This window comes from Modicisalibacter tunisiensis (assembly GCF_020148005.1).
In the GTDB taxonomy this organism is placed as follows: Bacteria; Pseudomonadota; Gammaproteobacteria; order Pseudomonadales; family Halomonadaceae; genus Modicisalibacter; species Modicisalibacter tunisiensis.
This window is the reverse complement of record NZ_JAGXFD010000001.1, coordinates 2,979,322-3,004,461: the sequence shown is the minus strand read 5'-3', so window position 1 is coordinate 3,004,461 and position 25,140 is coordinate 2,979,322. Positions and strand designations below refer to the sequence as shown.

Below are 25,140 nucleotides of genomic sequence, written 5' to 3'. Positions count from 1 at the left end.
GAGAAGGCCCGCACTCGCTGGTGGTGCGGAGAGGGCGAAAACCGCCATCAACGTTGATCACGTAGGATGCTCATGAGCGAAAGCTTTGCTGAACTGTTCGAACAGTCACTTCAGGACATCAACATGGAACCCGGTGCCATCGTCATGGCGACCGTGGTGGACATCGAGGGTGACTGGATCACCGTCAACGCCGGTCTGAAATCCGAAGGACAGATCCCCGCCGCCCAGTTCCGCGACGAGAACGGCGAGCTGACCATCGGCGTCGGCGACGAAGTCAAGGTCGCCCTGGAAGCCGTCGAGGACGGTTTCGGCGAAACCCGCCTGTCCCGCGAGAAGGCCAAGCGTGCCGAAGCGTGGAAAGAGCTGGAAGCGGCCTTCGAGAAGGACGAGATCGTCAAGGGCGTGATCAACGGCAAGGTCAAGGGCGGTTTCACGGTCGACGTGTCCTCCATCCGTGCCTTCCTGCCGGGCTCGCTGGTCGACGTCCGTCCGGTGCGCGACACCACGCACCTGGAGAACAAGGAACTCGACTTCAAGGTCATCAAGCTCGACCCGAAGCGCAACAACGTGGTCGTTTCCCGCCGTGCCGTTCTCGAAGCCGAGAACAGCGCCGAGCGTGAAGCCCTGCTGGCCACCCTGCAGGAAGGCCAGCAGATCCAGGGTATCGTCAAGAACCTCACCGACTACGGTGCGTTCGTCGACCTGGGCGGCGTCGATGGCCTGCTGCACATCACCGACATGGCGTGGAAGCGCATCAAGCATCCGTCCGAGATCGTGGCCGTGGGCGACGAGATCAACGTCAAGGTGCTGAAGTTCGACCGCGAGCGCAACCGTGTCTCGCTGGGCCTCAAGCAGCTGGGCGAGGATCCCTGGGTCAACATCAAGGATCGTTACCCGGAAGGCACCAAGGTCAACGCCCGCGTCACCAACCTCACCGACTACGGCTGCTTCGCCGAGCTGGAAGAGGGTGTCGAGGGTCTGGTCCACGTCTCCGAGATGGACTGGACCAACAAGAACATCCACCCGTCCAAGGTCGTTCAGGTCGGCGACGAAGTTCAGGTCATGGTGCTGGACATCGACGAGGAGCGTCGTCGTATCTCCCTGGGCATCAAGCAGTGCACCACCAACCCGTGGGAAGACTTCAACGCGCGCTACAACAAGGGCGACCGCGTTTCCGGCACCATCAAGTCGATCACCGACTTCGGTATCTTCATCGGTCTGGAAGGCGGCATCGACGGTCTGGTCCACCTGTCCGACATCTCCTGGTCCGAGACCGGCGAGGAAGCGGTGCGCCAGTTCAAGAAGGGCGACGAGGCGGAAGCCGTCATCCTCTCCATCGATCCGGAGCGTGAGCGCATCTCGCTGGGCATCAAGCAGCTCGAGACCGACCCGGTCTCCGAGTTCCTGGCCGTCAACGACAAGGGCTCGATCGTCACCGGTCGCGTCGTCGAGGTCGATGCCAAGGAAGCCCACGTGGAGCTGGCGACCGACGTCATCGGCATCCTCAAGGCCTCCGAGATCAGCGCCGATCGCGTCGAGGATGCACGCAACGTGCTCAACGAAGGCGACAGCGTCGAGGCCCGGATCGTCGGTGTCGATCGCAAGAACCGCGCGATCAACCTGTCGGTCAAGGCCAAGGACCAGGCGGATACCCGTCGCAACATGAGCCGTCTGCGCGAGCAGGAAGTCGAGACCGGTGGCCCGACCACCATCGGCGACCTGATCAAGCAGCAGATGGGTCAGGACTGAGCGCCTGGCGCCATCCCGGCGCAGTGATCGAAACCGCGGCCCACGGGCCGCGGTTTTTGTTTGTGGGACGCTTGTGTCTCGGCCGTCGCTCAGCGGGACTCGGGCAGGTGCGACTCCAGGGCGCTCAATAGGCCGCGCAGCAGCGAGAGCTCCTTGCGGCTGGGCTGGGCCCGGGCGAACAGGGCATGCAGGTGCTCGCTGGTGCGGGCATGGGGCTGGTTGAGAAAGCCGCTGGCGCCCATGACCCGCTCGAGATGGGCGTGGAAGTGCTGCAGCTGGGCCTGGTCGGGCAGGGGGCCGCGGCCGGGTTGCGGTGCCGTGCGGCCCTGCTGCCGCCGCCAGGCGCGATAGACGTCGTAGGCCAGCACCTGCACGGCCTGGGACAGGTTCAGGACGCCGTAGTCGGGATTGGCGGGAATGCTGACCTGATGCGTGCAGTGGCGAATCTCGTCGTTGGTCAGCCCGAAGCGTTCGCGCCCGAAGACCAGTGCGACCGGCCCTTGCGAGGCGTGCTCGATGACCTCGCCGGCCATGGCGTCGGGTTCGTCGTAATGGGGCAGCGGCAGGCTGCGCAGTCGGGCGCTGGCGCCGATGACCTGAACGCAGTCGCTGACCGCCGCTTCCAGGCTGTCGACGACCCGCGCCGAGGCCACCACATCGTCGGCCCCGGCGGCCAGACGGGTCGCTTCGTCGTCGGGGAAGGCGCGCGGGTTGACCAGCGTCAGCCGGGTCAGGCCCATGGTCTTCATGGCGCGGGCCGCCTGGCCGATGTTGCCGGGATGGAAGGTCTGGACGAGAACGATGCGGATATTGTCGAGCATGGAAACGGGTTTCGTGGCGCAAAAGCCGTCAGTGTACGCCAGCCGCTGCGGCGGCACGAGGGGCGGCTTGTCGGTGCTCGGGCGGCTCGCTAGACTGCTGGGCCTTTCAGGGGAGGTGACATGACACAATCCGCGCAACTCGTGCCGCGCGAGCTGCTCTTCTACTGCCGGGCCGGTTTCGAGCGGGACCTGAGCGCCGAGCTTCAGGACAAGGCCGCCGCCCTGGGCTGGGCGGGCTATCCCGTCGCCGAGGCGGGCGACGCACACGTGCGTTTCGTGATGCTCGACGAGCAGCCGGCCAATGCCCTGCATCGCCAGCTGCCGCTGGAGGCGCTGGTCTTCGCGCGCCAGTCGCTGGTGGCACTGCCGGTGCTCGAGGCGCTGTCGCGGGAGGATCGCCTGACGCCGATCATCGAGCAGGTGATGGCCAGCGGGTGGAGCTTCGAGTCGCTGTGGCAGGAAACCCCCGACAGCAACGAGGCCAAGGCGCTGGCCGCGCTGACCAAGGCGCTGCAGCGCCCGCTCGAGGGCGCATTGCGCAAGCGCGGTGCGCTGCGGCGCAAGGCCCAGGGGCGGCGCCTGCACCTGTTCTGGAGCGCCGGCGACCGCGTCCAGCTGGCGATGAGCTTTCCCGGTAACCGCAGCGAGCAGCCCGGCGGCATCCGGCGGCTGCGCTTTCCGCGGGAGGCGCCCAGCCGCTCGACCCTCAAGCTCGAGGAGGCCTGGCACGTCTTCGTGCCGCGCGATGAATGGCCGGCGCGTCTGCACGAGGGCATGCAGGCGGCCGACCTGGGCGCGGCCCCGGGCGGCTGGACCTATCAGCTGGTGCGACGCGGCATGCATACCTATGCCATCGACAACGGGCCGATGGATCGCGACCTGATGGCGACCGGCCTGGTCGAGCATCTCCGCGAGGACGGCTTCACCTGGGAGCCGCCGTACCGGCTCGATTGGCTGGTCTGTGATATCGTCGACAAGCCCATGCGGGTGATCGACATGGTGGAGCGCTGGCTGATCCGGCGCTGGTGCCACGAGGCGGTGTTCAATCTCAAGCTGCCGATGAAGCAACGCTGGGCCGAGGTGAAGCGCTGCCTGTCGCGCCTGGCCGCGTCGCTGGAACGGGCCGGCGTGCGGGCCGAGATCGCCTGCAAGCAGCTCTATCATGACCGCGAGGAAGTCACGGTGCATGTCAGGCTGGACTGATCCGCCGAGGTTCCCGGTCGTTCGCTATGGAGGAATGATGGACGCAACACCCGATTTCGATGCCGAGCTCGATACCCGCGGGCTCTATTGCCCCGAGCCGGTCATGCTGATGCACAACAAGGTGCGTGACATGCAGCCCGGTGAGATCCTCAAGGTGGTCGCCACCGACCCGGCGACCACCCGCGACATCCCCAAGTTCTGCAATTTCCTGGGGCACGAGCTGGTGACCCAGGAGACCGGCGGCGAGACCTACCTCTACTTCATTCGCCTGGGAGGGTGAGGGCGGCCTGACTAGCCCTCCTGGCCGACCATGCAGGCCAGCGCCTCGAGCGTGTCCGGGTCCTCCTGGCGAATGCGATTGGCGATCGACCGCTGGAAGAAGTACACCACCGCGTGGCGGCTGTGGCCGGCGTACAGGCAGGCATCGCCGGCGACCACCGGGGTGGATTCCACGCGGCTCTCGTCGACCAGCAGCGCCTCGACTTCGCCGTTGCTGTAGAGCCGCCAGCCGAACACCAGCTTGAGCTGCCAGCTCGCCTGGCTGTCGTCGAGGCACAGCGCGTGTGTGCCCAGCGTTTCGGGCAGCTGCTGGAGCAGGGTGGTTTCCGCGCTGTCCTCGTAATCGAAGTAGGCGGCGGCATGCTCGAGTTCGAGCACCTTGTGCTCGGGTGCGGAGAGGAAGACGTCCTCGGTTTCCGGATCGCGATAGCCGACGAAATGGCCGTGCTCGGGATCGTCGAGTTCGTGGCAGGGAGTCAGGGCCTCCATCCAGGGCACCATGCCCACCACTTCGCCATCCTCGCGCAGCCCCCAGGCAAGAATCGGCATCCCGTACAGGGTGTCCGGGTCCGAGGCCAGATGATAGACCATTTCCAGGCCATCCAGCTCCGGCGCCAGGCGGATCAGGCGGCGTCTGGCCCTCAGCCGATGACGGGCGGTGTCCAGGTCGATGACCTGGGCGGAACGGGGGGACGTCGGGATACCCATGGCTACCCTCCTCAGCGGCAATGTGTCGGCCTGGGCCACGCTTCACTATTAGCACAGCCCGACGTCGAAAGTTAAGCCCCGTCGGCCGTCGACGCGCCGGAAGCGCCCGGCGTGGCGCAGTCCCGGCGCAGGCTGGCGATCCGCGCCGCGTGACGGGCGAGGGCAACGCGAAACCGCGGCCAGGGAGCGGCGGGGGCGTCGAGCGACAGCCAGCGTCGGCGATAGCGGGTGACGGCCGGTCGGGCCAGCGGATAGGCATCGAGCAGGGCATTCACCGCCGTCAGCCAGCGCCTGCCCTGTTCGGCCAGCCGGGCCAGATAGGCGTGCCCGCGCCGGACCGCCGGTGAGGCCAGCGCCGCGTTCAGGGCGGCGGCATTGTCCGGGGAGCAGGCGGCCCCTGCCAACTGCCGGTCCAGATCCTCGAGACGTTGCGTGGCCAGCAGCAGGGCGCGCAGGACCTCGGCGGTGAAGGGCGCCTGCCGCAGGGCCTTGAGATGCCCCTCGAGATCGGCCGAGGTGGGCGTCCAGCGGGGATCGAACTGGTGCACCACCATTCGGCGCAGGTAAGCCAGTGCGGCCAGGGCGCGCCCCGGGTCGGCGTCGGGCGGCAGCGGCGAGCTGGCGCGCGAGAAGGTGCCGACCCATTCCTCGGCATCGAACAGGGCGTTCCAGCTCACGCGCGGCAGTTGGCGGGTCTTGCGTTCGAGCAGGTGGCCGAGCCGCTGGCGGTCCTCGGCGGCGAGTGCCTGCGCGGCCGGGCCGTTCCAGCAGGCCTGCAGGCGTCGCCAGAGGGTCAGCTCGTAGAGCCAGCGCTGGCTGGCGGGCGCCACCTTGCCCAGCTGGCTGTTGCGTCGGGCGACCAGCTTGACGATGTCGCAGCGGCGCAGGGCATAGACGTCCAGCAGGCCCTCGCGCGTCTCCGCGACGGGAAACAGGCGCGCGTCGCGCTCGGGAAAGGCGCCGATATTGGGCGGCGAGGGTGTCGCCGGCGGCGCAACGTCCAGCGCCTGCGCGAGTCCGGCCTGCCAGGCGGCCAGGCGCTGATCGGCGGCCGGGTCGCCGCAGCCGCTCAGGCTCAGGAGGGCCAGGCCGAGCAGCACGCGGCCCGGCCGGCGCCAGGCCCGGCGACGATCAGTGCCCATGGGCTTCGGCTCGACGCGGCGCGCGGCTGATGACGTGCAGGCGCCAGCCCAGCAGCACGGCGGCGACGCTGAGTCCGGCGATCAGGCCCAGCCAGTAGCCCCGCACGCCCAGCGGCACGAGCCCCGGCCAGGCCCCGGTGGCCAGCAGCCAGCCGCCGCCCAGCCCCACCAGCCAGTAGGCGACGAGGGTGATGGCCATGATGATGCGGGTGTCCTTGTAGCCGCGCAGCGCCCCGGCCAGCGTCACCTGCAGGCAGTCCGACACCTGATAGAGCAGCGCCAGGCCGATCAGCGTCAGGGCCAGCGACTGCACCTCGGGATTCGGGCTGTAGAGCGCGACCACCGGACCGGCGGTCAGCCACATCAGCAGGTCGTTGACCAGCGCTGCGAGGACGCCGACGCCCAGGCCGACGAGGGCGACGAAGCGGGCGCGCTCGGGCGCGCCGCGTCCCAGGGTATTGCCGACGCGCACCGTCAGCGCCATGGCCAGCGACAACGGCAGCATGAACAGGATCGAGGTGTAGTTGAGCGCGACCTGGTGCGCGGCCACCGTGACCTCGCCGAGCCGGGCGACCAGCAGCGCGATCAGGGTGAACAGCGTGACCTCGACGAAGATCGCCACGCCGATCGGCAGGCCGACCCGGAGCAGCTCGGCCAGCGGGCGGCGCGCCGGCAGGCACAGGGTCTGCCACAGGCGTACCGGGGCGAGCACCCGGCTGCGGCGCGTGCAGACGAGCATGGTCAGGCACATCGTCCACATGGCGATGGCCGTGGCCACGCCGCACCCCCGGGCGCCGAGGGCGGGCAGCCCGGCCAGGCGAGCGGGCGTGGCGCCGCCCAGCACGGCCTCGATGCCGGCGCCGCCGTAGATCAGCACATAGTTGCTGGGGATGTTGACGGCCAGCCCCACCAGGCTGATCCAGAGGGTCGGGCGGGTGTGGTTCATGCCGTCGGCAAAGGCACGCAGGGCCTGATAGAGCGCCACGCCGGGCATGCCGATGGCGACCATGCGCAGGTAGTCGGCGGACAGCGCCGCGACCCCGTCGGGAACCCCGAGCAGCGTGAACACCGGCGCGACGCCGAACACCAGTGCCAGGCCGGCCAGCACGCCGAATACCAGCGCCAGCCACAGGGCCTGATGCACGGGAGCGCGAACCGCCGGTATGCGGCCGGCGCCCACCAGCTGGGCGACGATCGGGGTCAGGCCCATCAACGCGCCGGTCATGAACAGCATCAGCGGCAGCCACAGGCTGGAGCCCACCGACACCGCCGCCAGGTCGCGCGCGCTGGCCCGGCCGGCCATGATCACGTCGGCGACGCTCATGCCCGACTGGGCCAGCTGGGCACCACAGATCGGCAGTGCCAGCCGCAGCAGGGCGCGGGACTCCTGAAACGTGGATTGCCAGCGTTCATGCCGGGCCGGATACGCCATGTCGAGCCTGTCTCTTAGCGGAAAGGAAAGAGCCGCCAGTCTAGGCAACCGGCGCCGGGATGTCTGCCTGTGCGATGCGCATTTTCGCACCGCGCGGGGCGCCGTATAATGCGCCGCCATGAGCGACCAACCCCTGCATCCCCATGGCGTCGCGGACCTCATCGCCCTGTTCGATGGTCTGTTCGCCGATACCTGCCGGACCCGGCTGATCCGTGGCGGCGACGAGCCCCTCTACCTGCCCGCCGATGCCGAGTGCGCCTGGCATCGGGTGATCTTCGCCCGGGGCTTCTTTGCCAGCGCCCTCCACGAGATCAGCCACTGGTGCATCGCTGGCGAGCGTCGCCGTCGCCTGGAGGACTACGGTTACTGGTACCTGCCCGACGGCCGCGACGCCCGCCAGCAGGCGGCCTTCGAAACCGTGGAGGTGGCGCCCCAGGCGCTCGAGCTGCTGTTTACCCGGGCCTGCCGTCGTCGCTTTCACGTCAGCGTCGACAACCTCGGTGACGTGGTGGTGGACCGCGAGGCCTTCCGGGAGCGGGTCGAGGCACGCGCGGCACGCTACGAGGCGCAGGGACTGCCGCGGCGCGCGGCGAGCTTTCGGGTGGCGCTGGACGCCCGTTACGGGCAGGGCGCCGATGTGGCGGCGGCCGTTACCGCCGGTCGTGAGGTGCTCGGCGGCGTGCCGGCATGAGGCGAATGCGAGGCAAGTCGATGGTCTAACACCATGACCGAACGGTATTTCCCGGCCATGGCCCCGGCTTGGCAAGATAGCGCGCTTTGTCACGTCGAGGGAGCGAAAGCCGCATGGTTCGATACTACCTGGGAAAGATGCGGGGCGCGCCGGCCGTCAGGCCGCGTCCGCCATGGCGCGATGCGCTGTGGTCCTGGCTGGGCGCCTTCCTGGGCATGGCGGGGGTGGGGGCGATCAGCGAGCAGTCGTTCTCGGTGCAGCCGCTGCTGATGATCGGCTCGTTCGGTGCCACCTCGGTCCTGCTCTATGCCGCCCCCGAGAGCCCGCTAGCCCAGCCGCGCAACGTGCTGGGCGGCAATGTCCTCTCCGCGCTGATCGGCGTCGCCTGCTGGCAGTGGCTGGGCGACACCTGGCTGGCCGGCGCGGTGGCGGTGTCCACCGCGATCCTGGTGATGCAGCTCACCCACACTCTGCATCCGCCCGGCGGGGCCACGGCGCTGATTGCGGTGATTGGCTCCGACGCGCTGCATGCCCTGACCTGGCAGTACGCCTTTGTGCCCGTCGGTGCGGGCTGTCTGCTGATGCTGGGCGTCGCCGTGCTGGTCAACAACCTGGCGCGGCACCGCCGCTATCCGCACCACTGGTGGTAGCCCGGCTGGCGGTCACGAGACGCTGTCGATCAGGCGCTGGTGCAGGTAGAGCATGACCTGCACCTCATGGTCGGCGCGCAGCGGCTCGAGGCCGAGTTCACCGAACAGGTCATTGCGCGCCCGCTCCCATTCGCCCGGTTGCAGGTCGGGGTAGAGGCTCGCCACCGGCGCCAGCTCCACGAAGGGATCGACGCCGAAAGTGTCGAAAATCCGTGACAGCGCCGCCTCGTCGTCGCTGATGCCCGTGGTGTAGAGCGTGGTGCTGAAGTGATCGCCCTCGAGTTCCTTGAGCACATCGAGCGGGCTGACGCCGAAGGTACGCAGTTCGTCCAGGCTGTAGTCGCCGAGCGCGGCGAGCTCCTCGCCGAGCCAGTCATCGTCGGGCTGGATCAGGGTGTGCTTGATCTGGCCGTCGGGCAGCGCCCAGGCGATGGCCAGTGGCAGGGCGTCTTCCTCGCCGGTCTCGACGGCGATGAAGCCGGGAAAGTCGCTCATCGGACGTTCTCCTCGAGCTGAAAGAAACGGCGGGCGGTGGCGGTGGTCTCGCGGGCGACCGTCAGCGCCGTGTCGCCACGCCAGTGGGCGATCTCCGCGACGATCCACGGCAGCAGCGCCGGTTCATGACGGCGCGCCCGGGGCTTGGCGGGCAGGTTGCGCGGCAGCAGATAGGGGCAGTCGGTCTCGACCATCAGCCGGTTCAGCGGGATGTCGGCGAGCAGCTCGCGCAGGTGATGGCCGCGGCGCTCGTCGCACAGCCAGCCGGTCAGCCCCACGTGCAGGTCGAGATCCAGGTAGCCGTGCAGTACCTCGCGCTCGCCGGTGAAGCAGTGCACCACCGCATCGCGGATATCGTCGCGCCAGGCCGTGAGCATCTCGAGCATGCGCCGGCCGGCGTCGCGTTCGTGAAGAAACAGCGGCAGCCCGTTCTCGGCGGCCAGCGTGAGCTGCGCCTCGAAGGCCCGCTCCTGCTCGGCGGGTGTCGAGAAGTTGCGGTTGAAGTCGAGGCCGCATTCGCCGACGGCAACCACCGCCGGATGGCGATGGAGTTCGGCAAAGGCCGCGGCCAGTTCGGCATTCCACTGGCTGGCTTCATGCGGGTGAATGCCGGCCGTGGCGTACAGCCCGGTGTGGTGTTCCGCGAGTTCGATCGCCTGGCGGGCGTGACGCTGATCGGTGCCGGTGACGATCAGCGTCTCGACACCGGCCGCTCGGGCGCGCTCGATCACTGCCTCGCCGTCGCGGCTGAAGCTGTCGTGGGTGAGGTTGGCGCCGATGTCCACCAGCGGGGCCGGTGCCCGGAAGCGCAGCGCTTCCGGCAGGGGAGAATCGTCGCGGATATCGGGCAAATCAGACATGCGCCGCTCCTTGAATCATGGTGGCGCGCATTGTAACGCGATGACCGGCCCCGCCACAGCGCTGACCGGGTGCGTTACACTGGGCGTTTCTGACATCCCCCGAAGTGAGGTAGTGCGTGACACTGCTACGTCTGGAACAGTTGCATCTGGCCTACGGGCCGCATGTGCTGCTCGACGGCGCCGACCTGGTCCTGGAAAAGGGCGAGCGTCTGGCGCTGGTCGGCCGCAACGGCACCGGCAAGTCGACCCTGCTCAAGCTGATCAGCGGCGAGATTCTCCCCGATGACGGCCAGGTCTGGCGAGCTCCCGGGCTGCGCGTCGGCGTGCTGGCCCAGGACCTGCCCGCGGCCAGCGGCGAGACGATCTTCGATGTGGTGGCCCAGGGGTTGCCCCGGGCCGGCACGCTACTCGCCGAGTACCATCATCTGGTGCAGTCGGCCGAACCGGACATGGCGCGGCTGGCGCAGCTGCAGACCGAGCTCGAGTCGATCGACGGCTGGTCGTTCCATCAGCGCATCGACACCGTGCTGACGCGCCTGGGCCTGCCCGAGGATGCGCCCATGTCCGAGCTGTCGGGTGGCTGGCGGCGGCGTGTGGCGCTGGCCCGGGCGCTGGTCGCCGAGCCCGATCTGCTGCTGCTCGACGAGCCCACCAACCATCTCGATCTGGATACCATCACCTGGCTCGAGGAACAGCTGGCCGCCTTCCCCGGCGCCGTGCTGTTCATCACCCACGACCGGGCCTTCCTGTCGCGCCTGGCCACCAACATTCTGGAGCTCGATCGCGGCCGGCTGGGGCGCTATCCGGGCGACTACGCGCGCTACCAGGCGCAGAAGACCCACGAGCTGGAGGTCGAGGCGCGCGAGAACGCCGAGTTCGACAAGAAGCTGGCCCAGGAGGAAGCCTGGATTCGTCAGGGCATCAAGGCCCGCCGGACCCGCAACGAGGGGCGTGTGCGTGCGCTCGAGCAGATGCGCCGGGACCGGGCCGAGCGGCGCGAGCGCCAGGGGCGGGCGACGATCCGCGTCGATACCGGCGAGCGCAGCGGCAAGCGGGTCGTCGAGCTGACCGGCGTCAGCCAGCGCTATGGCGATGACTGGATCATCCGTGACCTGAACCTGGAGATCCAGCGCGGCGACCGGGTGGGGCTGATCGGGCGCAACGGCGCCGGCAAGACGACGCTGCTCAAGATCCTGCTCGGCGAGCTCGAGCCCACCGAGGGGCAGGTACGCCTGGGCACCAACCTGCAGGTGGCGTACTTCGACCAGCTGCGCGCCGGCCTCGAACTCGAGAAGAGCGTCTACGACAACGTCGCCCAGGGGCGCGATCGGGTGACGATCGGCGGCAAGGATCGCCACGTCATCAGCTACCTGCAGGACTTCCTGTTCACCCCCGAGCGCGCTCGCCAGCCGGTCAAGGCGCTGTCGGGCGGCGAGTCCAACCGGCTGCTGCTGGCCAAGCTGTTCACCCAGCCGGCCAACGTGCTGGTGCTCGACGAGCCGACCAACGATCTCGACGTCGAGACGCTGGAGCTGCTCGAGGAGCTGCTGCTCGACTTCCCGGGCACGCTGCTGCTGGTCTCCCACGACCGGGAATTCATGGACAACGTGGTGACCGACGTGCTGGCCTTCGAGGGCGACGGTCGGGTCAGGGCCTATGTCGGCGGGTACAGCGACTGGATCCGCCAGGGCGGCAAGTTGCCGCCGGCGCCCTGGGTCTTCGACACCGCCCGACGCACGGCCGAACCCGCCAGCGAGGCAGTGCCCGCCACCGAGGCCGCCGCGCCCGAGCGCGGCGCCCGGCGCCCGGTCAAGCTGTCCTACAAGCTGCAGCGGGAGCTGGACGCGCTGCCGGCGACCATCGAGGCGCTGGAGGCGGAGATCGCCGACTTCGAGAAACAGGTGGGGGACCCGGGCTTCTACCAGCAGGAGGCGAGCGCGGTGACCGCGACGCTGGAGGCGCTGACCGCCAAGCAGGCGGAACTGGATGCGGCGATGGAACGCTGGATGGAACTGGAGGCGATGACCGACGGCGATGCCTGAGCCGGCGGCCCCGGCGACTGGCGCCGGGGCCCGCGAAGACGTTACTCGGCGGTCTCTTCGCCTTCCTTGCCGACGCGAACCGCCAGCACGTCGCATTCGGCGCCGTGCAGCACGCCGGTGGAGGTGGAGCCCAGCAGCAGCGCGAAGCCGTGACGACCGTGGGAGCCGACCACGATCAGGTCGACGTCGTTTTCCTTGGAGAAGCGGTGGATCTCGGTGTCCGGCATGCCCACCACCACATGCTGATCCTCGCGGGGGACGTCATGGGGGTCGGCGACCTCGGCCAGGCGGCTCTTGGCATGCTCGTCGAGCTGATCCTGGATGCTGGTCAGGTCCATGGGGATGTCGCCGCCGTAGGCGAAGCCCAGCGGCTCCAGGGTGTGAATCACCGACAGCTTGGCGTTGTTGCGGCGCGCGATGGGAATGGCGCGCTCGAGAACCCTGTGGGAATCCTTGGTGAGGTCCACCGCCACCAGGACGTGATGGTATTCATTGCTCATGGGAAGCCCTCCCTTGTCGACGAATGGTCGACTTCACTCTACGGCGTCGTTTTGTGCTTCACAACGACCCATATCAACGTTTTAGGAGATTTCGATGACCTTCTGGCTGGTCCTGGGACTGGCGCTGCTGGCGATGCTGTCGCCGGTGGTGTGGCTGCGTCCCTCGCCGCGCGAGCGGCGCCTCGTGGGGCTGCGCGAAGCGGCGCGCGAGGCGGGCGTGTCGGTGCATTTCGGCAAGCCGCCGCTGCACCAGCCGGAAGGGGGGCTGGTCGCCTATCGCTGGCGCTACCCGCAGACGACTCCCGGGCCGCGCTGTGTCGCCGTGCGGGACTCCCACGCCAGCGAGGCGCTCAAACCGTGCGCCGAGGGCTGGCGCTGGCGGATCGAGCCACTGCGGCCGCTCACGCAGGAGCAACGTGTGGCGCTGGAGGCGGTGCTGGCGCAGCTGCCCGGGGATGCCCTGGTGCTGGAGTCGACCCGCGACTTCCTGTGGCTGTGGTGGCGGGAATCGCAGCCGGCGGCGGCGTTCGAGGCACTCGATGCTCGGCTGGGCACGCTGCGTGATGCCCTGGCCGGCAATGAGGCACGACGGGGGCCGCCCGACGCGCCGTGCTAGATCGGCGGCCCCGGGAGGCGGGCCGCGCGGGTGTCAGCAGTCGTCGCTGCCCGGCTTGCGGGTCTGCAGGCGCAGGGCATTGCTTTCGACGCGAGTCAGCAGTTCGTCGAGGACTTCCAGGTCCTGCTGGGCGATGCCGGCCAGCATCTCGGTACGCGCCTGGGTGACGATGGTGTCGATCTGCTCCAGCAGCGGCGTGGCCTGCTGCGTGAGGAAGACCTGCTTGGTGCGACGGTCCTCGGGAGACGGGCGGCGCTCGACCAGCCCCTGTTCGGCCAGCTGGTCGAGCGTGCGCACCAGCGAGGGCGCCTCGACGCCGATGGCGCGGGCCAGGTCGCACTGCGGCTGGCCATCGCCCATCTGCCAGAGATGGTAGAGGGTCACCCAGCGGGTCTGGGTCAGCTCCAGCGGCGCCAGCCGCTCGTCGATGATGGCGCGCCAGATGCGCGCCAGGCGCGTGAGCTTGAATCCGATAGTTTCAGGCATTGGATTTGTCGTTTCGCAGGCTAATTTCATGCTTGATTCTCCGGGAACTGCCGGGTAATGCAACCCCCCTTGAGCGATTCGATGTCAGTCCGCGTCGGGAATCAGCCGACGCAGGTCGAGCCCCGGCACGCCTGCCGGGGAGCGGATCCGGCCGTCGGCCCGGCCGGCCTGGCGCGCCTCCTCGACGACCGAGAAGCGGATGACCCCCAGACGTTGCCCGGTGGCGGTCATCACGTCGATCCGCCAGCGCCCGGCGGCGGCCTCGGGGAAGTGCTGCTTGTGGGTCCAGGCGCGATAGCCGCCGTCACGCCCACCGTGAATGATCAGTGGAATGCGGTCGATGATTTTTCCGTCGTGACGCCAGACGTGGTAGACCTTCTCGCGCAGCCCGCGCGGGGCGCGAATGGCGGTATAGGCATAGAGCCCGCGTTTCTGCAGGTTGGCTTCGGTCAGGGCCATGGACTCCACGGGACGGCGGTGCGGGACGTCGAAGCCGGGCGACAGGGCGCTGCCGGTGATCCACAGCGTCGCCGGCGGAATCCAGGCGCGCCCGGCCCAGGCGCCGGCCCCCAGCAGCATGGCCAGCCCCAGCATCGCCAGCCAGCGCAGCAGGCCGCGCGGCTGAAGCAGGTGCACCAGGCTCGGCAGGCTGAACACCATGGTGGCCAGCACGGCGAGCAGCAGCGTCTCGCCGGTGGTCAGGTGCAGCATGATGGGCAGCGTCACCAGGATCACCAGGAAGACGCACAGCGCGTGAAAGGCGAAATACAGCCAGCGATGGCGCTCGGCGAGGCGGAAGTAGAGCGGGTCGAGGATCGACAGCAGCCCGCAGCCGACCATGGCGAGGGTGAACAGGGCCTGGCCGCTGCGCCAGACCGTGGTGGCCAGCAGGAAGGGCAGGGTGAAGAACAGCGTCTCCTGATGAATCATCTGCGCGATGAAGGTGGTCACGCCGCGGGGCAGGGTCGGGTAGCCGCGCCGGGCCAGCAGCCGGCCGATGAGGCTCTCCGACAGCAGCAGTACCCAGGCCAGCAGCAGCCCCAGGGCCAGGAAGGCGCCCAGGGACTGCTGGCGGTCGACCAGCAGGAAGCTCAGTGCGCCGATCAGGAAGGCGACGGGCGGCCATAGCCAGGCGTAGGGACGCAGATGCTGCACCGCCTGTTCGGTGAACTGATGCAGGCGCAGCAGACGTGAGGGTGCGGCTGGGGTCATGACGGGGCCAGTGTGTTCGGGTCATGATGCATGAGGCGCGCATCCTAGCAGGTGTGCCCGCTCACCGGGAGTCGCCCGATGGCGACGCTCGGGGCGGTGTGGCGGGCGAGGCTTGACGCGGCCACGGCGGGTGCGCCAAGCTAGGACGTATTCAAACGCTTGTATGAATGCCTTTCCTTCCAACCGCGGAGATCGGTCCATGCTCTATCAAGGCAGTGCGTTATCGGTGACGACGGATGGCGACGGCATCGCCACCCTGACATTCGATCGGGAGGGCGAGTCGGTCAACACCCTGTCCAGCCGGGTGATCGGTGAGCTGGAGGAGGCCGTCGGCGCCATCGAGGCGGCGCCGAACCTGACCGGCCTGATCCTGGCCAGCGCCAAGTCCGCCTTCATCGTCGGTGCCGACATCACCGAGTTTCACGGCCTGTTCGCCAAGGGCGAGGACTATCTGGTCGAGATGAACCAGACCGTGCATGCGCTGTTCAACCGTCTGGAGGACCTGCCGTTTCCCAGCGTCTCGGCGATCAACGGCCTGGCGCTGGGCGGCGGTTTCGAGATCACCCTGACCACCGACTTCCGGGTCATGGCGGAGAAGGCCGAGGTCGGCCTGCCCGAGACCCGGCTGGGCATCCTGCCGGGCTGGGGCGGCTGCGTGCGGCTGCCGCGCCTGGTGGGGGCCGACAACGCCATCGAGTGGATCGCCGGCGGTACCCAGAACAAGGCCGCCGAGGCGCTGCGCATCGGTGCGGTGGACGCCGTGCTGCCTGCCGAGGAACTGCTGGAGGCCGCCCGCGACATCCTCAAGCGCGCCGCGCGGGGCGAACTCGACCACCAGGCGCGGCGGGCGATGAAGACCGGTCCGCTGGGGCTCAACGGCGTCGAGCAGATGATGGCCTTCGAGACCGCCAAGGGCTATGTGGCCGGCAAGGCCGGACGGCACTATCCGGCACCGGTCGAGGCGGTCAAGGTGGTCCAGAAGGGGGCCGGCGAGTCCCGGGAGCGCGCCCAGGCCATCGAGGCGAAGGCCTTCGCGAAGCTGGCGCTGACCGATGTCTGCTACAACCTGGTGGGGCTGTTCCTCAACGACCAGCAGGTCAAGAAGAAGGCCGGTGCCTACGAGAAGCAGGCTCCCGAGCTGAACCAGGCCGCCGTGCTGGGCGCGGGGATCATGGGGGGCGGCATCGCCTACCAGAGCGCGTCGAAGGGCGTGCCGATCCTGATGAAGGACATCCGCGAGGAGGCGATCCAGCTGGGGCTCAAGGAGGCCCGCAAGCTGTTCGTCAAGCAGGTCGAGCGTGGCAAGCTGGATACGGCGACCATGGCGGAACGCCTCACCGGCATCCGCCCGACGCTGTCCTACGGCGATTTCGGCACGGTGGACCTGGTGGTCGAGGCGGTGGTCGAGAACCCCGACGTGAAGACGGCGGTGCTCGGCGAGGTCGAGGCGGCGGTCGGCGAGGGCGCGATCCTGGCCAGCAACACCTCCACCATCTCCATCTCGCGCCTGGCGAAGGCCCTGAAGCGCCCCGAGAGGTTCTGCGGCATGCACTTCTTCAACCCGGTGCATCGCATGCCGCTGGTCGAGGTGATCCGCGGCGAGCACACCGGCGACGAGGCGGTGGCCGCCACGGTGGCCTATGCCCGGCGCATGGGCAAGACGCCGATCGTGGTCAATGATTGCCCGGGCTTTCTGGTCAATCGGGTGCTGTTCCCCTATTTCGGCGGCTTCGAGCGGCTGCTGGCGCAGGGCGCCGACTACGAGCACGTCGACAAGGTGATGGAGGGCTTCGGCTGGCCGATGGGGCCGGCGTACCTGCTCGATGTGGTAGGGCTCGACACCGCGCGGCACGCGGCCGAGGTGCTCGCCGAGGGCTTCCCCGATCGCATGGCCCAGCAGGACGGCTCCGTGGTCGCACGGCTGGTCGACGACGGCCGCCTCGGCCAGAAGAACTCGCGCGGCTTCTATCGCTACGAGGAGGACCGCAAGGGCAAGCCGCGCAAGGTCCGCGACGAGGAGGCGCGCGCCCTGGTCGCCGAGAGCGTTCAGGACACCCGCGAGCTGGATGACGAGACCATCATCGCGCACCTGATGGTGCCGCTGTGCCTGGAGACGGTGCGCTGCCTGGAGGACGGCATCGTCGGCACGCCCGCCGAGGCCGACACGGCGCTGATCTACGGCATCGGCTTCCCGCCGTTCCGCGGCGGGGCGCTGCGCTACATCGACGCCATGGGCCTGGAGGCCTTCGTGGCGCTGGCCGACCGTCTCGCCGAGGAGCACGGCGCGCTGTATCGGCCCACCGAGCGGCTGCGCGAGATGGCTGCCGGCGGCGAACGTTTCTATCCGGCCACCGGCGACTCCGCCGCCCGCTGAACCACCACTTTCAGGAGAGTTGTCATCATGTCCTTGAACCCTCGCGATATCGTGGTGGTCGATGCCGTTCGTACCGCCATGGCCAAGGCCAAGCACGGGGCCTTCCGTCACGTCCGCGCCGAGACCCTGTCCGCCGAGGTGATGCAGGCCCTGTTCGACCGCAACGACCGGCTCGATCCGGCCAGCGTGGACGACGTGATCTGGGGCTGCGTCAACCAGACCCTGGAGCAGGGCTACAACATCGCCCGCAACGCGGCGATTCTTACCGACATGCCGCGCACCGTGCCGGGCCAGACCATCAACCGGCTATGCGGCTCCTCGATGAGCGCCCTGCATATCGCCGCCGCCAACATCCGGGCGGGCATGGGCGATTTCTACATCATCGGCGGCGTCGAGCACATGGAGCACGTGTCGATGATGCACGGCGTCGACATCAATCCCGGGGCCAGCCGGCATGTCGCCAAGGCGGCGATGATGATGGGCCTGACCGCCGAGCTGCTGGGCAAGATGCACGGCATCACCCGCGAGGAGCAGGATCGCTTCGGGGTGCGCTCCCACCAGCGGGCGCTGCTCGCCAACGAGAAGGGCTACTTCGACAACGAGATCATCGGCGTCGAGGGGCACGATGCCCGGGGGCGGCGCTGCCGGGTGCAGCGCGACGAAGTGGTGCGCGAAGACGCCAACCTGGACGACATGGCCAGGCTCAAGCCGGCGTTCGACCCGCGCAACGGCACGGTGACCGCCGGTACCTCCTCGGCGCTCTCCGTGGGCGCCTCGGCGCTGGCGGTGATGAGCTACGAGCGGGCGCAGGCGCTGGGCGTCGAGCCGCTGGCGCGCGTGCGCTCCACCGGCGTGGCGGGCTGCGATGCCTCGATCATGGGCTACGGCCCCGTGCCGGCCACCCACAAGGCGCTCAAGGCGGCGGGCCTGACGATCGACGACATCCAGACCGTCGAGCTCAACGAGGCCTTCGCGGCCCAGTCGTTGCCGGTGCTCAAGGATCTCAAGCTGATCGACCGCCTCGACGACGCCGTCAACCTGCACGGCGGGGCCATCGCCCTCGGCCATCCGCTGGGCTGCTCCGGGGCGCGCATCTGCACCACCCTGCTCAACGTGATGCGCCAGCAGGACACCTCGCTGGGCCTGGCGACCATGTGCATCGGCATGGGCCAGGGCGTGGCCACGGTGTTTGAGCGCATCGGCTAAGCGTCCGATATTATCCGCGACAGTAATGACGACGGCGCCGAGTTCGGCGCCGTCGCCTTTTGGGTGAGGCGGCGTCAGTCGCGCTGTTCGTTGTAGGTAGCGTAGCAGGGCGCGGACGCCGGCAGGTCCTCGCAGTCGCGATCCTCGGCGTCCAGAGCATCCAGCACCGCCTGGCGCAGCACCGGCACGTGGGAGTGTTCCAGATCCCGTGCCGCACTCAGCAGTGTCAGGCGGCCCTGGCGGGCCAGGCGCATCAACGGCAGCAGGCAGTCCGGGTCGCGGTCGATCTCGTCGCGATAGCGACCGGCAAAGGTGTCGTCGTCGATCTCGCCGCGATGCTTCTGGCGACGCAGCACCGGGGAGGGCGAGGCATCCCGGTACCACTGCGTCAGCGCCAGGGTGTCGCGGCGCTTGCCGCGGGGCCACAGGCGGTCGACCAGTACCCGGGCACCGTCGTCGTCAGCAGCCTCGGCGTAGATACGCTTGCAGCGGATGTCGTGGCGCATGGTGATTCTCCTGTCAGTCTCAGCCTAGCGTTCGCGATTCGTGTCATCCAGCGATACGGGGCGGGGCCATCGGGTATACTCGCCGGGTTCCAACGGGAGAGAGTTCGTGAGCGACCGTCGCATTACCGCCCTCGATGACCTGGGGTGCGTTCGCCCCATCGGCAAGCTCGAGGCGCACCGCCGGGGCACCCGCCACCTGGCGATCTCGGTGTTCGTCTTTCGCGGGCGCGAGACGCTGCTGCAGCGGCGTGCCGCGGGCAAGTATCACTCGCCCGGGCAGTGGGCCAACGCCTGCTGCTCGCATCCCGACTGGGGCGAAACCGTCGAGGCCTGTGCCGCGCGCCGGCTCGAGGAGGAGCTGGGGCTGGTGCTGGTGCTGGCGCCTGCCGGCCGCCTCGACTACCGGGCCGAGGTGGGCGGCGGGCTGATCGAGCACGAGCATGTGCAGGTCTTTGCGGCGGACTGGGACCCGGCGGCGACGCTCGCCCCGGACCCCGCGGAGGTCGCCGAATGCCGCTGGGTCGATGTGGCGGCCCTCAGGCAGGAGGTGGCCGCGAATCCGCAGGCGTTCACGCCCTGGCTGCGGATCTATCTGGAACGGGCCGCGGAGACCGGGATTCCCCGGCTGGCGGGCGACGGCTGACGGGATCGCCGGCCGATCACCGGCGTGCGGTACTTGCCGTGCCGGGCAGGGCGGCACAGGCCGCACTCGACTCGCCGAGGATCTCGGCGCTTTCCACGCTCTCGGTCTCGGTGACCGTGCGGCTCAGCGCGGTGCAGAAGGCGTCGAAGGCTTCGCCCATCTGCCCGGGGCTGCGGTGAATTTCTATCTCCACATGGCCGAGCTCGGGCAGGCCCTCGCCGGCGTCGACGATACGGCAGCCGGCCGGCACGCTGCGCGGCGTCTTCACGGTCAGCGCCAGCCCGGACTGCACCGCCACGTTGACGCCGGTGGGCGAGGGGCTGGTGTAGCGCACGTCCCAGCTGCGCGATGCCCGCCCCAGGGCGGCGAAGGCATGGGCCCGGAAGATGCAGCCTTCCGGATTGAGGGCCAGCGGCAGGTGCGTCCACTCCGCCAGATCGACGGAGTCGGCCACCGCCCAGACCATCGGCTCCCGGCCCAGCAGCTCCCCGGTATGCGTGGGGCCGTGGCGCACCGCGAGCACCACGTCGAGCAGCCCTTCCTGAAAGCGCTCGATCAGGCTGGCGCTGATGTCGCAGACGAGCTCGAGGCGTACCTCGGGGTGCTCCCGGGCGAAGGTCGGCAGCAGCTCGGGCAGGTAGGCGCCGGCCTGCTCCTCGGAAATCCCCAGACGGATCGTCTCGCCCTGCCGGTCGGCGCCCATCATGCGCTTGGCTTCGTCCTCCAGCTTGAGCATCTGGCGCGCATAGGGCAGCAATCGCCCGCCGGCCGGGGTCAGCAGCACGCTGCGGCTGGTCCGCTCGAACAGGCTCTCGCCCATCCGGTCTTCCAGGCGCTTGATCTGCAGACTCACCGCCGACTGGGTGCGGCAGAGGATCTTTCCCGCCGCACTGAACCCCTCGCATTCCGCCACGGTCACGAAGGATCGCAGCAAGTCGGTATCCATGGTCTATAAGGCTCCCAAATCAATCTTATCTTAATCATTCATTTTTATTATGGAGTCGGCGGCTCTAGGCTGTCCAGGCGTTATCGAAGGCCAGAGGAGCTTACCGCATGCACGCCAACGCCGCCGAAGCCGGGGACACCACGTCGGCCCTGCAGGGCATCGTCGATCTTCAGCGTTACCCCATCACCCAGCTCTCGGGCGACGCCGGCCAGGCGCTGATCGATGCCTGCCGCCGGCAGCTTGCCGAGGATGGCTGCGTCGTCCTCGAGCGGTTCGTGCCGGAAGAGGCGCTGGCGCGTCTCGAGCGCGAGACGGAGCGCCTGTCTCCGGAGGCGCATTACAACCAGAACGAGACCAATCCCTACAACTCGTCGGGCGACCCGAGCCTGCCGGATTCGCATCCGCGCAACCGCTTCGACGATCGCACCAACGGCTTCGTCGCCGGCGATCGCATCGATGACTCGACGATCATCCGTCAGATCTACCGTCACCCGGATTTCCAGCGCTTCATCGCCACCGTGGTGGGCGTCGACGAGATCCACCAGTACGCCGACCCGCTCGCCGACCTGGTGGTCAACGTGCTGCGCGAGGGCTGCCAGCACCCGTGGCACTACGACACCAACGAGTTCATCGTCACCATGATGACCCGTCAGTCGGAAGGCGGCGGACGCTTCGAGTACGCGCCCGGCATCCGCAGCCCCGAGGGCGAGAACTTCGAGGGTGTGCAGGAAGTACTCGACGGTGACCGTAGCCGCCTGAAGTCGCTGGACCTGAAACCGGGCGACCTGCAGATCTTCTTCGGCCGCTATTCGCTGCACCGGGTGACCCCGGTGGAGGGCCAGCGCGAGCGGCACACGGTGATCTTCGCCTATGCCAAGGAGCCGGGCTTCATCGGTCAGCCGGAACGCGCCCGGCGCATCTTCGGCCGCATGGCACCGGTTCACGAGCGCATGCTCAGCGAAGGCCGCACCCGGCGCAGCGACAGCCTCGCCGACTGAACTTCCGTCACGTCATGGCCCGGTGTCTCGCGACGCTGGGCCCAGCAAGGACTCTTTCATGAATTCCATCGAATCCGATCGTCTGACCGACAGCGAACCGGATCAGATTCCGGTCATTCCCTCCGCGCCGATGGCCAACGGCGACAGCATCCCCAACGCCTTCGACCCGAAGCAGCTGCGTGCCGGCCGTCTCGCGCGCCTGCGCGCCATGATGGCCGAGCAGGGCTATGCCGCCGTGGTGCTGTTCGACCCCTACAACCAGCGCTACGCCACCGGCTCGCGCAACATGTTCGGCTATTTCCTGCGCAACTCCACGCGCTACATCTACGTGCCGCTGGAAGGGCCGGTGATCCTCTTCGAATACCCCGGCAGCGCCCACGTCTCGACCTGGCTCGAGACCATCGACGAGTCGCGTACCTCCAAGGTGGTGTGGTCGGCGGTCAACCAGCGCGACAACCTCTCCGCCGACCCCTTCGGCGTCGAGATCGCCGAGCTGATCGAGGCACACGGCAAGGGCAACAAGAAGGTCGGCCTGGACCGCTGCGCGCTGAACTTGGCGCGCTCGCTGGAGGCGCAGGGGCTCGAGGTGTTCGACTGCATGCAGGACACCCTGCACTGCCGGCGCATCAAGACCCCCGAGGAGGTCGCCTGCCTGGCCCAGTCGATGGCCGGCAGCGAAGCCGCCGTGGCCGAGGTGGAAGCGGCGATCAAGCCGGGCGTCACCGAGAACCAGCTGTTCGCCATTCTCTACGGCAACGTGATCGAGCAGGGCGGCGAGTTCATCGAGACGCGCCTGTTGTCTTCGGGTCCGCGCACCAACCCCTGGTTCAACGAGGCCAGCAGCCGGGTGATCCGTGCCGGGGAGCTGGTGGCGCTGGATACCGACACCATAGGCTGCCACGGCTACTATTCCGACTTCTCGCGGACCTTCCACGTCGGCCCCGGCCGGCCCACCGGCTACCAGCAGAGCCTCTACCGGATGGCCTTTGATCAGGTCCACCACAACATGGCGATCCTCAAGCCGGGCATGAGCTATCGCGAGATCGCCGAGCGCGCCTGGAAGATTCCCGAGCGCTTCCTCGACCGCCGCTACCCGTCGATCATCCATGGCGTGGGCATGCACGGCGAGACGCCGCTGGTCGCCCACCACATGGACTTCGACCGCTTCTCCAAGGACGGCATCCTCGAGCCGGGCATGGTGGTCTCGGTGGAGAGCTACATCGGCGAGGTCGGCGCCGCCGACGGGGTCAAGCTCGAGGAGGAAGTGCTGGTCACCGAGACCGGCATCGAAAAGCTCTCGCGCTATCCGTTCGATGAAGCCCTGCTTGGAAGAGAGCTTTAAGAGATTCTTTCCAAACGCTCGGAATGAACGATGGGCGCCGGGGGCAAGGCGAAGCGAGGGTCCTTTGCCATGGCCGGAAAGTGTTCCTTTCCATTCCGGCATTCCCGCCATCCATGGCGGTCAGATGGCAAAGGTAGCGCCCATGGAAGGGTTTACAGCGCCCTCGCGAAGGCTTGCCCCCGGGAAAGCCCATCCCGTTCTCCGGTTATGAAAGGTGTTCCAGGCCCCTACCCCTGACTGACGACCATATTCGCGAGAAAAGAGACGCTATGACAGACGTATACCACTGGATCGCCGGCGAGCGCCTGGCGGGCCAGCGCACCATCGACGTGATCAACCCGGCCACCGCCGAGCCGGTACGCCGCCTGTCGATGGCCGACACCGCCACCGTGCAGCGCGCCATCGACGCCGCCCGCGAGGCCCAGCCCGCCTGGCGTGACCTGCCGCCGGCCAAGCGCGCCCAGGTGATGTATCGCTTCAAGACCCTGCTCGAGCGCGACGCCGACGAGATCTGCGCGCTGATCAGCGAGGAGCACGGCAAGGTGCTCGAGGACGCCATGGGCGAACTCAAGCGCGGCATCGAGAACGTCGAGTACGCCTGCGGCGTGCCGGAGCTGCTCAAGGGCGAGTATTCCCACAACGCCGGGCCGGCCATCGACACCTGGTCCAACCACCAGCCGCTGGGTGTCGTCGCCGGCATCACGCCGTTCAATTTCCCGGCCATGGTGCCGCTGTGGATGTACCCGATGGCGCTGGCCTGCGGCAACGCCTTCATCCTCAAGCCCTCCGAACAGGTGCCCTCGGCTGCCGTGAAGATGGCCGAGCTGCTCGACGAGGCCGGGCTGCCCCGCGGGCTGTTCAGCGTGGTCCACGGCAACCGCGAGGCCGTCGAGGCGCTGATCGAGGCGCCCGAGGTGCGGGCGCTGTCGTTCGTCGGCTCCACCCCGGTGGCGCGCAGGATCTACGAGGGCGGCACTCGGCAGGGCAAACGCGTGCAGGCCCTCGGCGGCGCCAAGAACCACGCCGTGGTCCTGCCCGACGCCGACCTCGACAACGCCGCCAATACCCTGATCGGCGCCGCGTTCGGCAGTGCCGGCGAGCGCTGCATGGCGATCTCCGTGGCCGTGTGCGTGGGTGATGCCACCGCCGACGCCCTGATCGAGCGTCTGGCGCCTCAGGCCCGCGAACTCAAGATCGGCGCGGGCACCGAGAAGGGCCTCGACATGGGCGCGCTGATCAACGCCGGCCAGCGCGACAAGGTCGCCGGCTACATCGAGCAGGGCGCCGCCGCTGGTGCCGAGCTGGTGGTCGACGGCCGCGAGCATCCGCTGGTGGACGGCTCGCCGGGCTACTTCCTCGGCGCCACGCTGTTCGACCGTGTCACGACGGACATGAGCATCTACCGTGACGAGATCTTCGGCCCGGTGCTGTGTGTGGTGCGCGTCGAGACCTTCGACGAGGCCATCGCCCTGATCAACGCCCACCAGTACGGCAACGGTACCTGCGTGTTCACCCGCGACGGCGAGGCCGGGCGGCGCTTCGCCGACGCCATCGAGGTCGGCATGGTCGGCATCAACGTGCCGCTGCCGGTGCCGGTTGCCTTCCACAGCTTCGGTGGCTGGAAGGACTCGCTGTTCGGCGACCTGCACGCCTACGGCCCCGACGCCGTGCGCTTCTATACCCGCCGCAAGGCCATCTCCCAGCGCTGGCCCAGGCGCAGCGCCCAGGAAAGCGCGCAGTTCAACTTCCCCTCGTAAGCCCCTCGCACGGCTGAAACTACGCCCGCGCCGCCAGACGGCGCGGGCGTTCTTGTGTGTACGCCTTTCGTGTAACGCCATGTCACGCGATGCGGATTCGCGATAGGTTAAGTTTGATGAGAGGTCGCCGATACAACCCTAATGACCCAGCCGGTGGAGCGTTCAGTGCTTCGCTTGGCGGTAGCGTGGGGGACGCGATATCGAGCCAGTAGGGAAGGGTGGAGGTCGGCCCGAGGCCCACATGGCGACAAATGTAGCATGCGCGGTTATTAGAGCTATATAGTGAGATAAAGCGCATAGTCTTTTGAAATCAATGGGTTGGGCGCGCAGCATAAGAATATTGAACGTGCGTGCTCGTTCAAGTTGTTATGCGAGCGCGCTATCTAATACCTGTCGGGTCCCGTGTGATTGACCACCCGCTTGGTAAATAACTCTGGCCGTTTAGCCCGCCATTCCTTCATCGCTGCAATCGGTGATTGATG

24 protein-coding genes are annotated in these 25,140 nt (G+C 68.3%); 13 read left to right on the top strand and 11 right to left on the bottom strand.

The features are described from left to right. Positions 1-72 precede the first annotated feature (72 nt). Complete coding sequence (gene rpsA / locus KGQ91_RS14100) at positions 73-1,749, top strand: 30S ribosomal protein S1 (RefSeq protein ID WP_163648947.1); 1,677 nt, start codon at positions 73-75, stop codon at positions 1,747-1,749. A gap of 89 nt (positions 1,750-1,838) precedes the next feature. Here the strand turns inward: rpsA and KGQ91_RS14095 are convergent, their stop codons facing one another. After that, positions 1,839-2,570 (bottom strand): RNA methyltransferase, encoded by a 732-nt coding sequence (locus KGQ91_RS14095; protein WP_224414659.1) that lies wholly within the window; start codon positions 2,568-2,570, stop codon positions 1,839-1,841. Between the two features lie 120 nt (positions 2,571-2,690). Here KGQ91_RS14095 and rlmM point away from each other — a divergent pair, with 120 nt between their 5' ends. Both rlmM and tusA read left to right on the top strand, forming a co-directional pair. Further along, the gene (rlmM, locus tag KGQ91_RS14090; RefSeq protein WP_224414660.1) at positions 2,691-3,773 is read left to right on the top strand and encodes a 23S rRNA (cytidine(2498)-2'-O)-methyltransferase RlmM; all 1,083 of its coding nucleotides are present in this window, start codon (positions 2,691-2,693) and stop codon (positions 3,771-3,773) included. 37 nt (positions 3,774-3,810) lie between these two features. Next, complete coding sequence (tusA, locus tag KGQ91_RS14085; protein ID WP_224421269.1) at positions 3,811-4,053, top strand: sulfurtransferase TusA; 243 nt, start codon at positions 3,811-3,813, stop codon at positions 4,051-4,053. An 11-nt stretch (positions 4,054-4,064) separates the two neighbouring features. On the opposite strand, the gene KGQ91_RS14080 is transcribed toward tusA, so the two are convergent. The 3 genes from KGQ91_RS14080 to KGQ91_RS14070 all read right to left on the bottom strand — a co-directional run bounded on the left by KGQ91_RS14080 (position 4,065) and on the right by KGQ91_RS14070 (position 7,334). Then, positions 4,065-4,760: a hypothetical protein gene (locus KGQ91_RS14080; protein ID WP_224421268.1), complete on the bottom strand. Its 696-nt coding sequence runs from the start codon at positions 4,758-4,760 to the stop codon at positions 4,065-4,067. Positions 4,761-4,831: 71 nt separating this feature from the next. Next, positions 4,832-5,902 carry a DUF3080 family protein gene (locus KGQ91_RS14075; RefSeq protein WP_224421267.1) on the bottom strand — a complete coding sequence of 357 codons (1,071 nt, stop codon included), beginning with the start codon at positions 5,900-5,902 and terminating at the stop codon, positions 4,832-4,834. Next, positions 5,892-7,334: an MATE family efflux transporter gene (locus KGQ91_RS14070; protein WP_224421266.1), complete on the bottom strand. Its 1,443-nt coding sequence runs from the start codon at positions 7,332-7,334 to the stop codon at positions 5,892-5,894. Before KGQ91_RS14070 ends, KGQ91_RS14075 begins: the two co-directional genes overlap by 11 nt. Before the next feature lie 118 nt (positions 7,335-7,452). Here KGQ91_RS14070 and KGQ91_RS14065 point away from each other — a divergent pair, with 118 nt between their 5' ends. Together KGQ91_RS14065 and KGQ91_RS14060 are read left to right on the top strand one after the other, a co-directional pair. Then, positions 7,453-8,025, top strand: a complete 573-nt coding sequence (locus tag KGQ91_RS14065; RefSeq protein ID WP_224421265.1) for an elongation factor P hydroxylase — start codon at positions 7,453-7,455, stop codon at positions 8,023-8,025. Between the two features lie 113 nt (positions 8,026-8,138). Beyond that, the gene (locus tag KGQ91_RS14060; RefSeq protein ID WP_224421264.1) at positions 8,139-8,675 is read left to right on the top strand and encodes an HPP family protein; all 537 of its coding nucleotides are present in this window, start codon (positions 8,139-8,141) and stop codon (positions 8,673-8,675) included. A 12-nt stretch (positions 8,676-8,687) separates the two neighbouring features. On the opposite strand, the gene KGQ91_RS14055 is transcribed toward KGQ91_RS14060, so the two are convergent. Continuing rightward, positions 8,688-9,170 carry a hypothetical protein gene (locus KGQ91_RS14055; protein WP_224421263.1) on the bottom strand — a complete coding sequence of 161 codons (483 nt, stop codon included), beginning with the start codon at positions 9,168-9,170 and terminating at the stop codon, positions 8,688-8,690. Continuing rightward, a complete protein-coding gene (locus KGQ91_RS14050; RefSeq protein WP_224421262.1) occupies positions 9,167-10,030 on the bottom strand; it encodes a TatD family hydrolase in 864 nt (287 codons plus the stop codon). Before KGQ91_RS14050 ends, KGQ91_RS14055 begins: the two co-directional genes overlap by 4 nt. A 116-nt stretch (positions 10,031-10,146) precedes the next feature. On the opposite strand from KGQ91_RS14050, the gene KGQ91_RS14045 reads away from it, so the two are divergent. Next, complete coding sequence (locus KGQ91_RS14045) at positions 10,147-12,072, top strand: ATP-binding cassette domain-containing protein (protein ID WP_224421261.1); 1,926 nt, start codon at positions 10,147-10,149, stop codon at positions 12,070-12,072. A 41-nt stretch (positions 12,073-12,113) separates the two neighbouring features. Here the strand turns inward: KGQ91_RS14045 and KGQ91_RS14040 are convergent, their stop codons facing one another. Beyond that, the gene (locus KGQ91_RS14040) at positions 12,114-12,572 is read right to left on the bottom strand and encodes a universal stress protein (RefSeq protein WP_224421260.1); all 459 of its coding nucleotides are present in this window, start codon (positions 12,570-12,572) and stop codon (positions 12,114-12,116) included. Between the two features lie 94 nt (positions 12,573-12,666). Here KGQ91_RS14040 and KGQ91_RS14035 point away from each other — a divergent pair, with 94 nt between their 5' ends. Beyond that, the gene (locus KGQ91_RS14035; protein ID WP_224421259.1) at positions 12,667-13,188 is read left to right on the top strand and encodes a preprotein translocase subunit YajC; all 522 of its coding nucleotides are present in this window, start codon (positions 12,667-12,669) and stop codon (positions 13,186-13,188) included. 33 nt (positions 13,189-13,221) lie between these two features. On the opposite strand, the gene slyA is transcribed toward KGQ91_RS14035, so the two are convergent. Next, a complete protein-coding gene (gene slyA / locus KGQ91_RS14030; RefSeq protein ID WP_224421258.1) occupies positions 13,222-13,674 on the bottom strand; it encodes a transcriptional regulator SlyA in 453 nt (150 codons plus the stop codon). 84 nt (positions 13,675-13,758) lie between these two features. After that, a complete protein-coding gene (locus KGQ91_RS14025; RefSeq protein WP_224421257.1) occupies positions 13,759-14,886 on the bottom strand; it encodes a DUF5924 family protein in 1,128 nt (375 codons plus the stop codon). Between the two features lie 199 nt (positions 14,887-15,085). Here KGQ91_RS14025 and fadB point away from each other — a divergent pair, with 199 nt between their 5' ends. Next, positions 15,086-17,260 (top strand): fatty acid oxidation complex subunit alpha FadB, encoded by a 2,175-nt coding sequence (gene fadB / locus KGQ91_RS14020; RefSeq protein WP_224421256.1) that lies wholly within the window; start codon positions 15,086-15,088, stop codon positions 17,258-17,260. 27 nt (positions 17,261-17,287) lie between these two features. Further along, on the top strand, positions 17,288-18,466 hold the full coding sequence (gene fadA, locus KGQ91_RS14015; protein ID WP_163648905.1) for an acetyl-CoA C-acyltransferase FadA: 1,179 nt from the start codon (positions 17,288-17,290) through the stop codon (positions 18,464-18,466). A 74-nt stretch (positions 18,467-18,540) separates the two neighbouring features. Here fadA and KGQ91_RS14010 read toward each other — a convergent pair whose 3' ends face one another. Continuing rightward, positions 18,541-18,972 carry a DUF488 domain-containing protein gene (locus tag KGQ91_RS14010; protein ID WP_163648903.1) on the bottom strand — a complete coding sequence of 144 codons (432 nt, stop codon included), beginning with the start codon at positions 18,970-18,972 and terminating at the stop codon, positions 18,541-18,543. Between the two features lie 106 nt (positions 18,973-19,078). Here KGQ91_RS14010 and idi point away from each other — a divergent pair, with 106 nt between their 5' ends. Beyond that, complete coding sequence (gene idi, locus KGQ91_RS14005; RefSeq protein ID WP_224421255.1) at positions 19,079-19,615, top strand: isopentenyl-diphosphate Delta-isomerase; 537 nt, start codon at positions 19,079-19,081, stop codon at positions 19,613-19,615. A 16-nt stretch (positions 19,616-19,631) separates the two neighbouring features. Here the strand turns inward: idi and KGQ91_RS14000 are convergent, their stop codons facing one another. Continuing rightward, entirely contained in the window at positions 19,632-20,549 is a 918-nt protein-coding gene (locus KGQ91_RS14000; RefSeq protein WP_240464696.1) for a LysR family transcriptional regulator, read from the bottom strand. A 119-nt stretch (positions 20,550-20,668) separates the two neighbouring features. Here KGQ91_RS14000 and KGQ91_RS13995 point away from each other — a divergent pair, with 119 nt between their 5' ends. The 3 genes from KGQ91_RS13995 to KGQ91_RS13985 all read left to right on the top strand — a co-directional run bounded on the left by KGQ91_RS13995 (position 20,669) and on the right by KGQ91_RS13985 (position 24,658). Then, a complete protein-coding gene (locus tag KGQ91_RS13995) occupies positions 20,669-21,559 on the top strand; it encodes a HalD/BesD family halogenase (protein ID WP_224421254.1) in 891 nt (296 codons plus the stop codon). Positions 21,560-21,617: 58 nt separating this feature from the next. Beyond that, entirely contained in the window at positions 21,618-22,901 is a 1,284-nt protein-coding gene (locus KGQ91_RS13990; protein WP_224421253.1) for a M24 family metallopeptidase, read from the top strand. 269 nt (positions 22,902-23,170) lie between these two features. Continuing rightward, positions 23,171-24,658 (top strand): CoA-acylating methylmalonate-semialdehyde dehydrogenase, encoded by a 1,488-nt coding sequence (locus KGQ91_RS13985; RefSeq protein ID WP_224421252.1) that lies wholly within the window; start codon positions 23,171-23,173, stop codon positions 24,656-24,658. Positions 24,659-25,140: the final 482 nt, after the last annotated feature.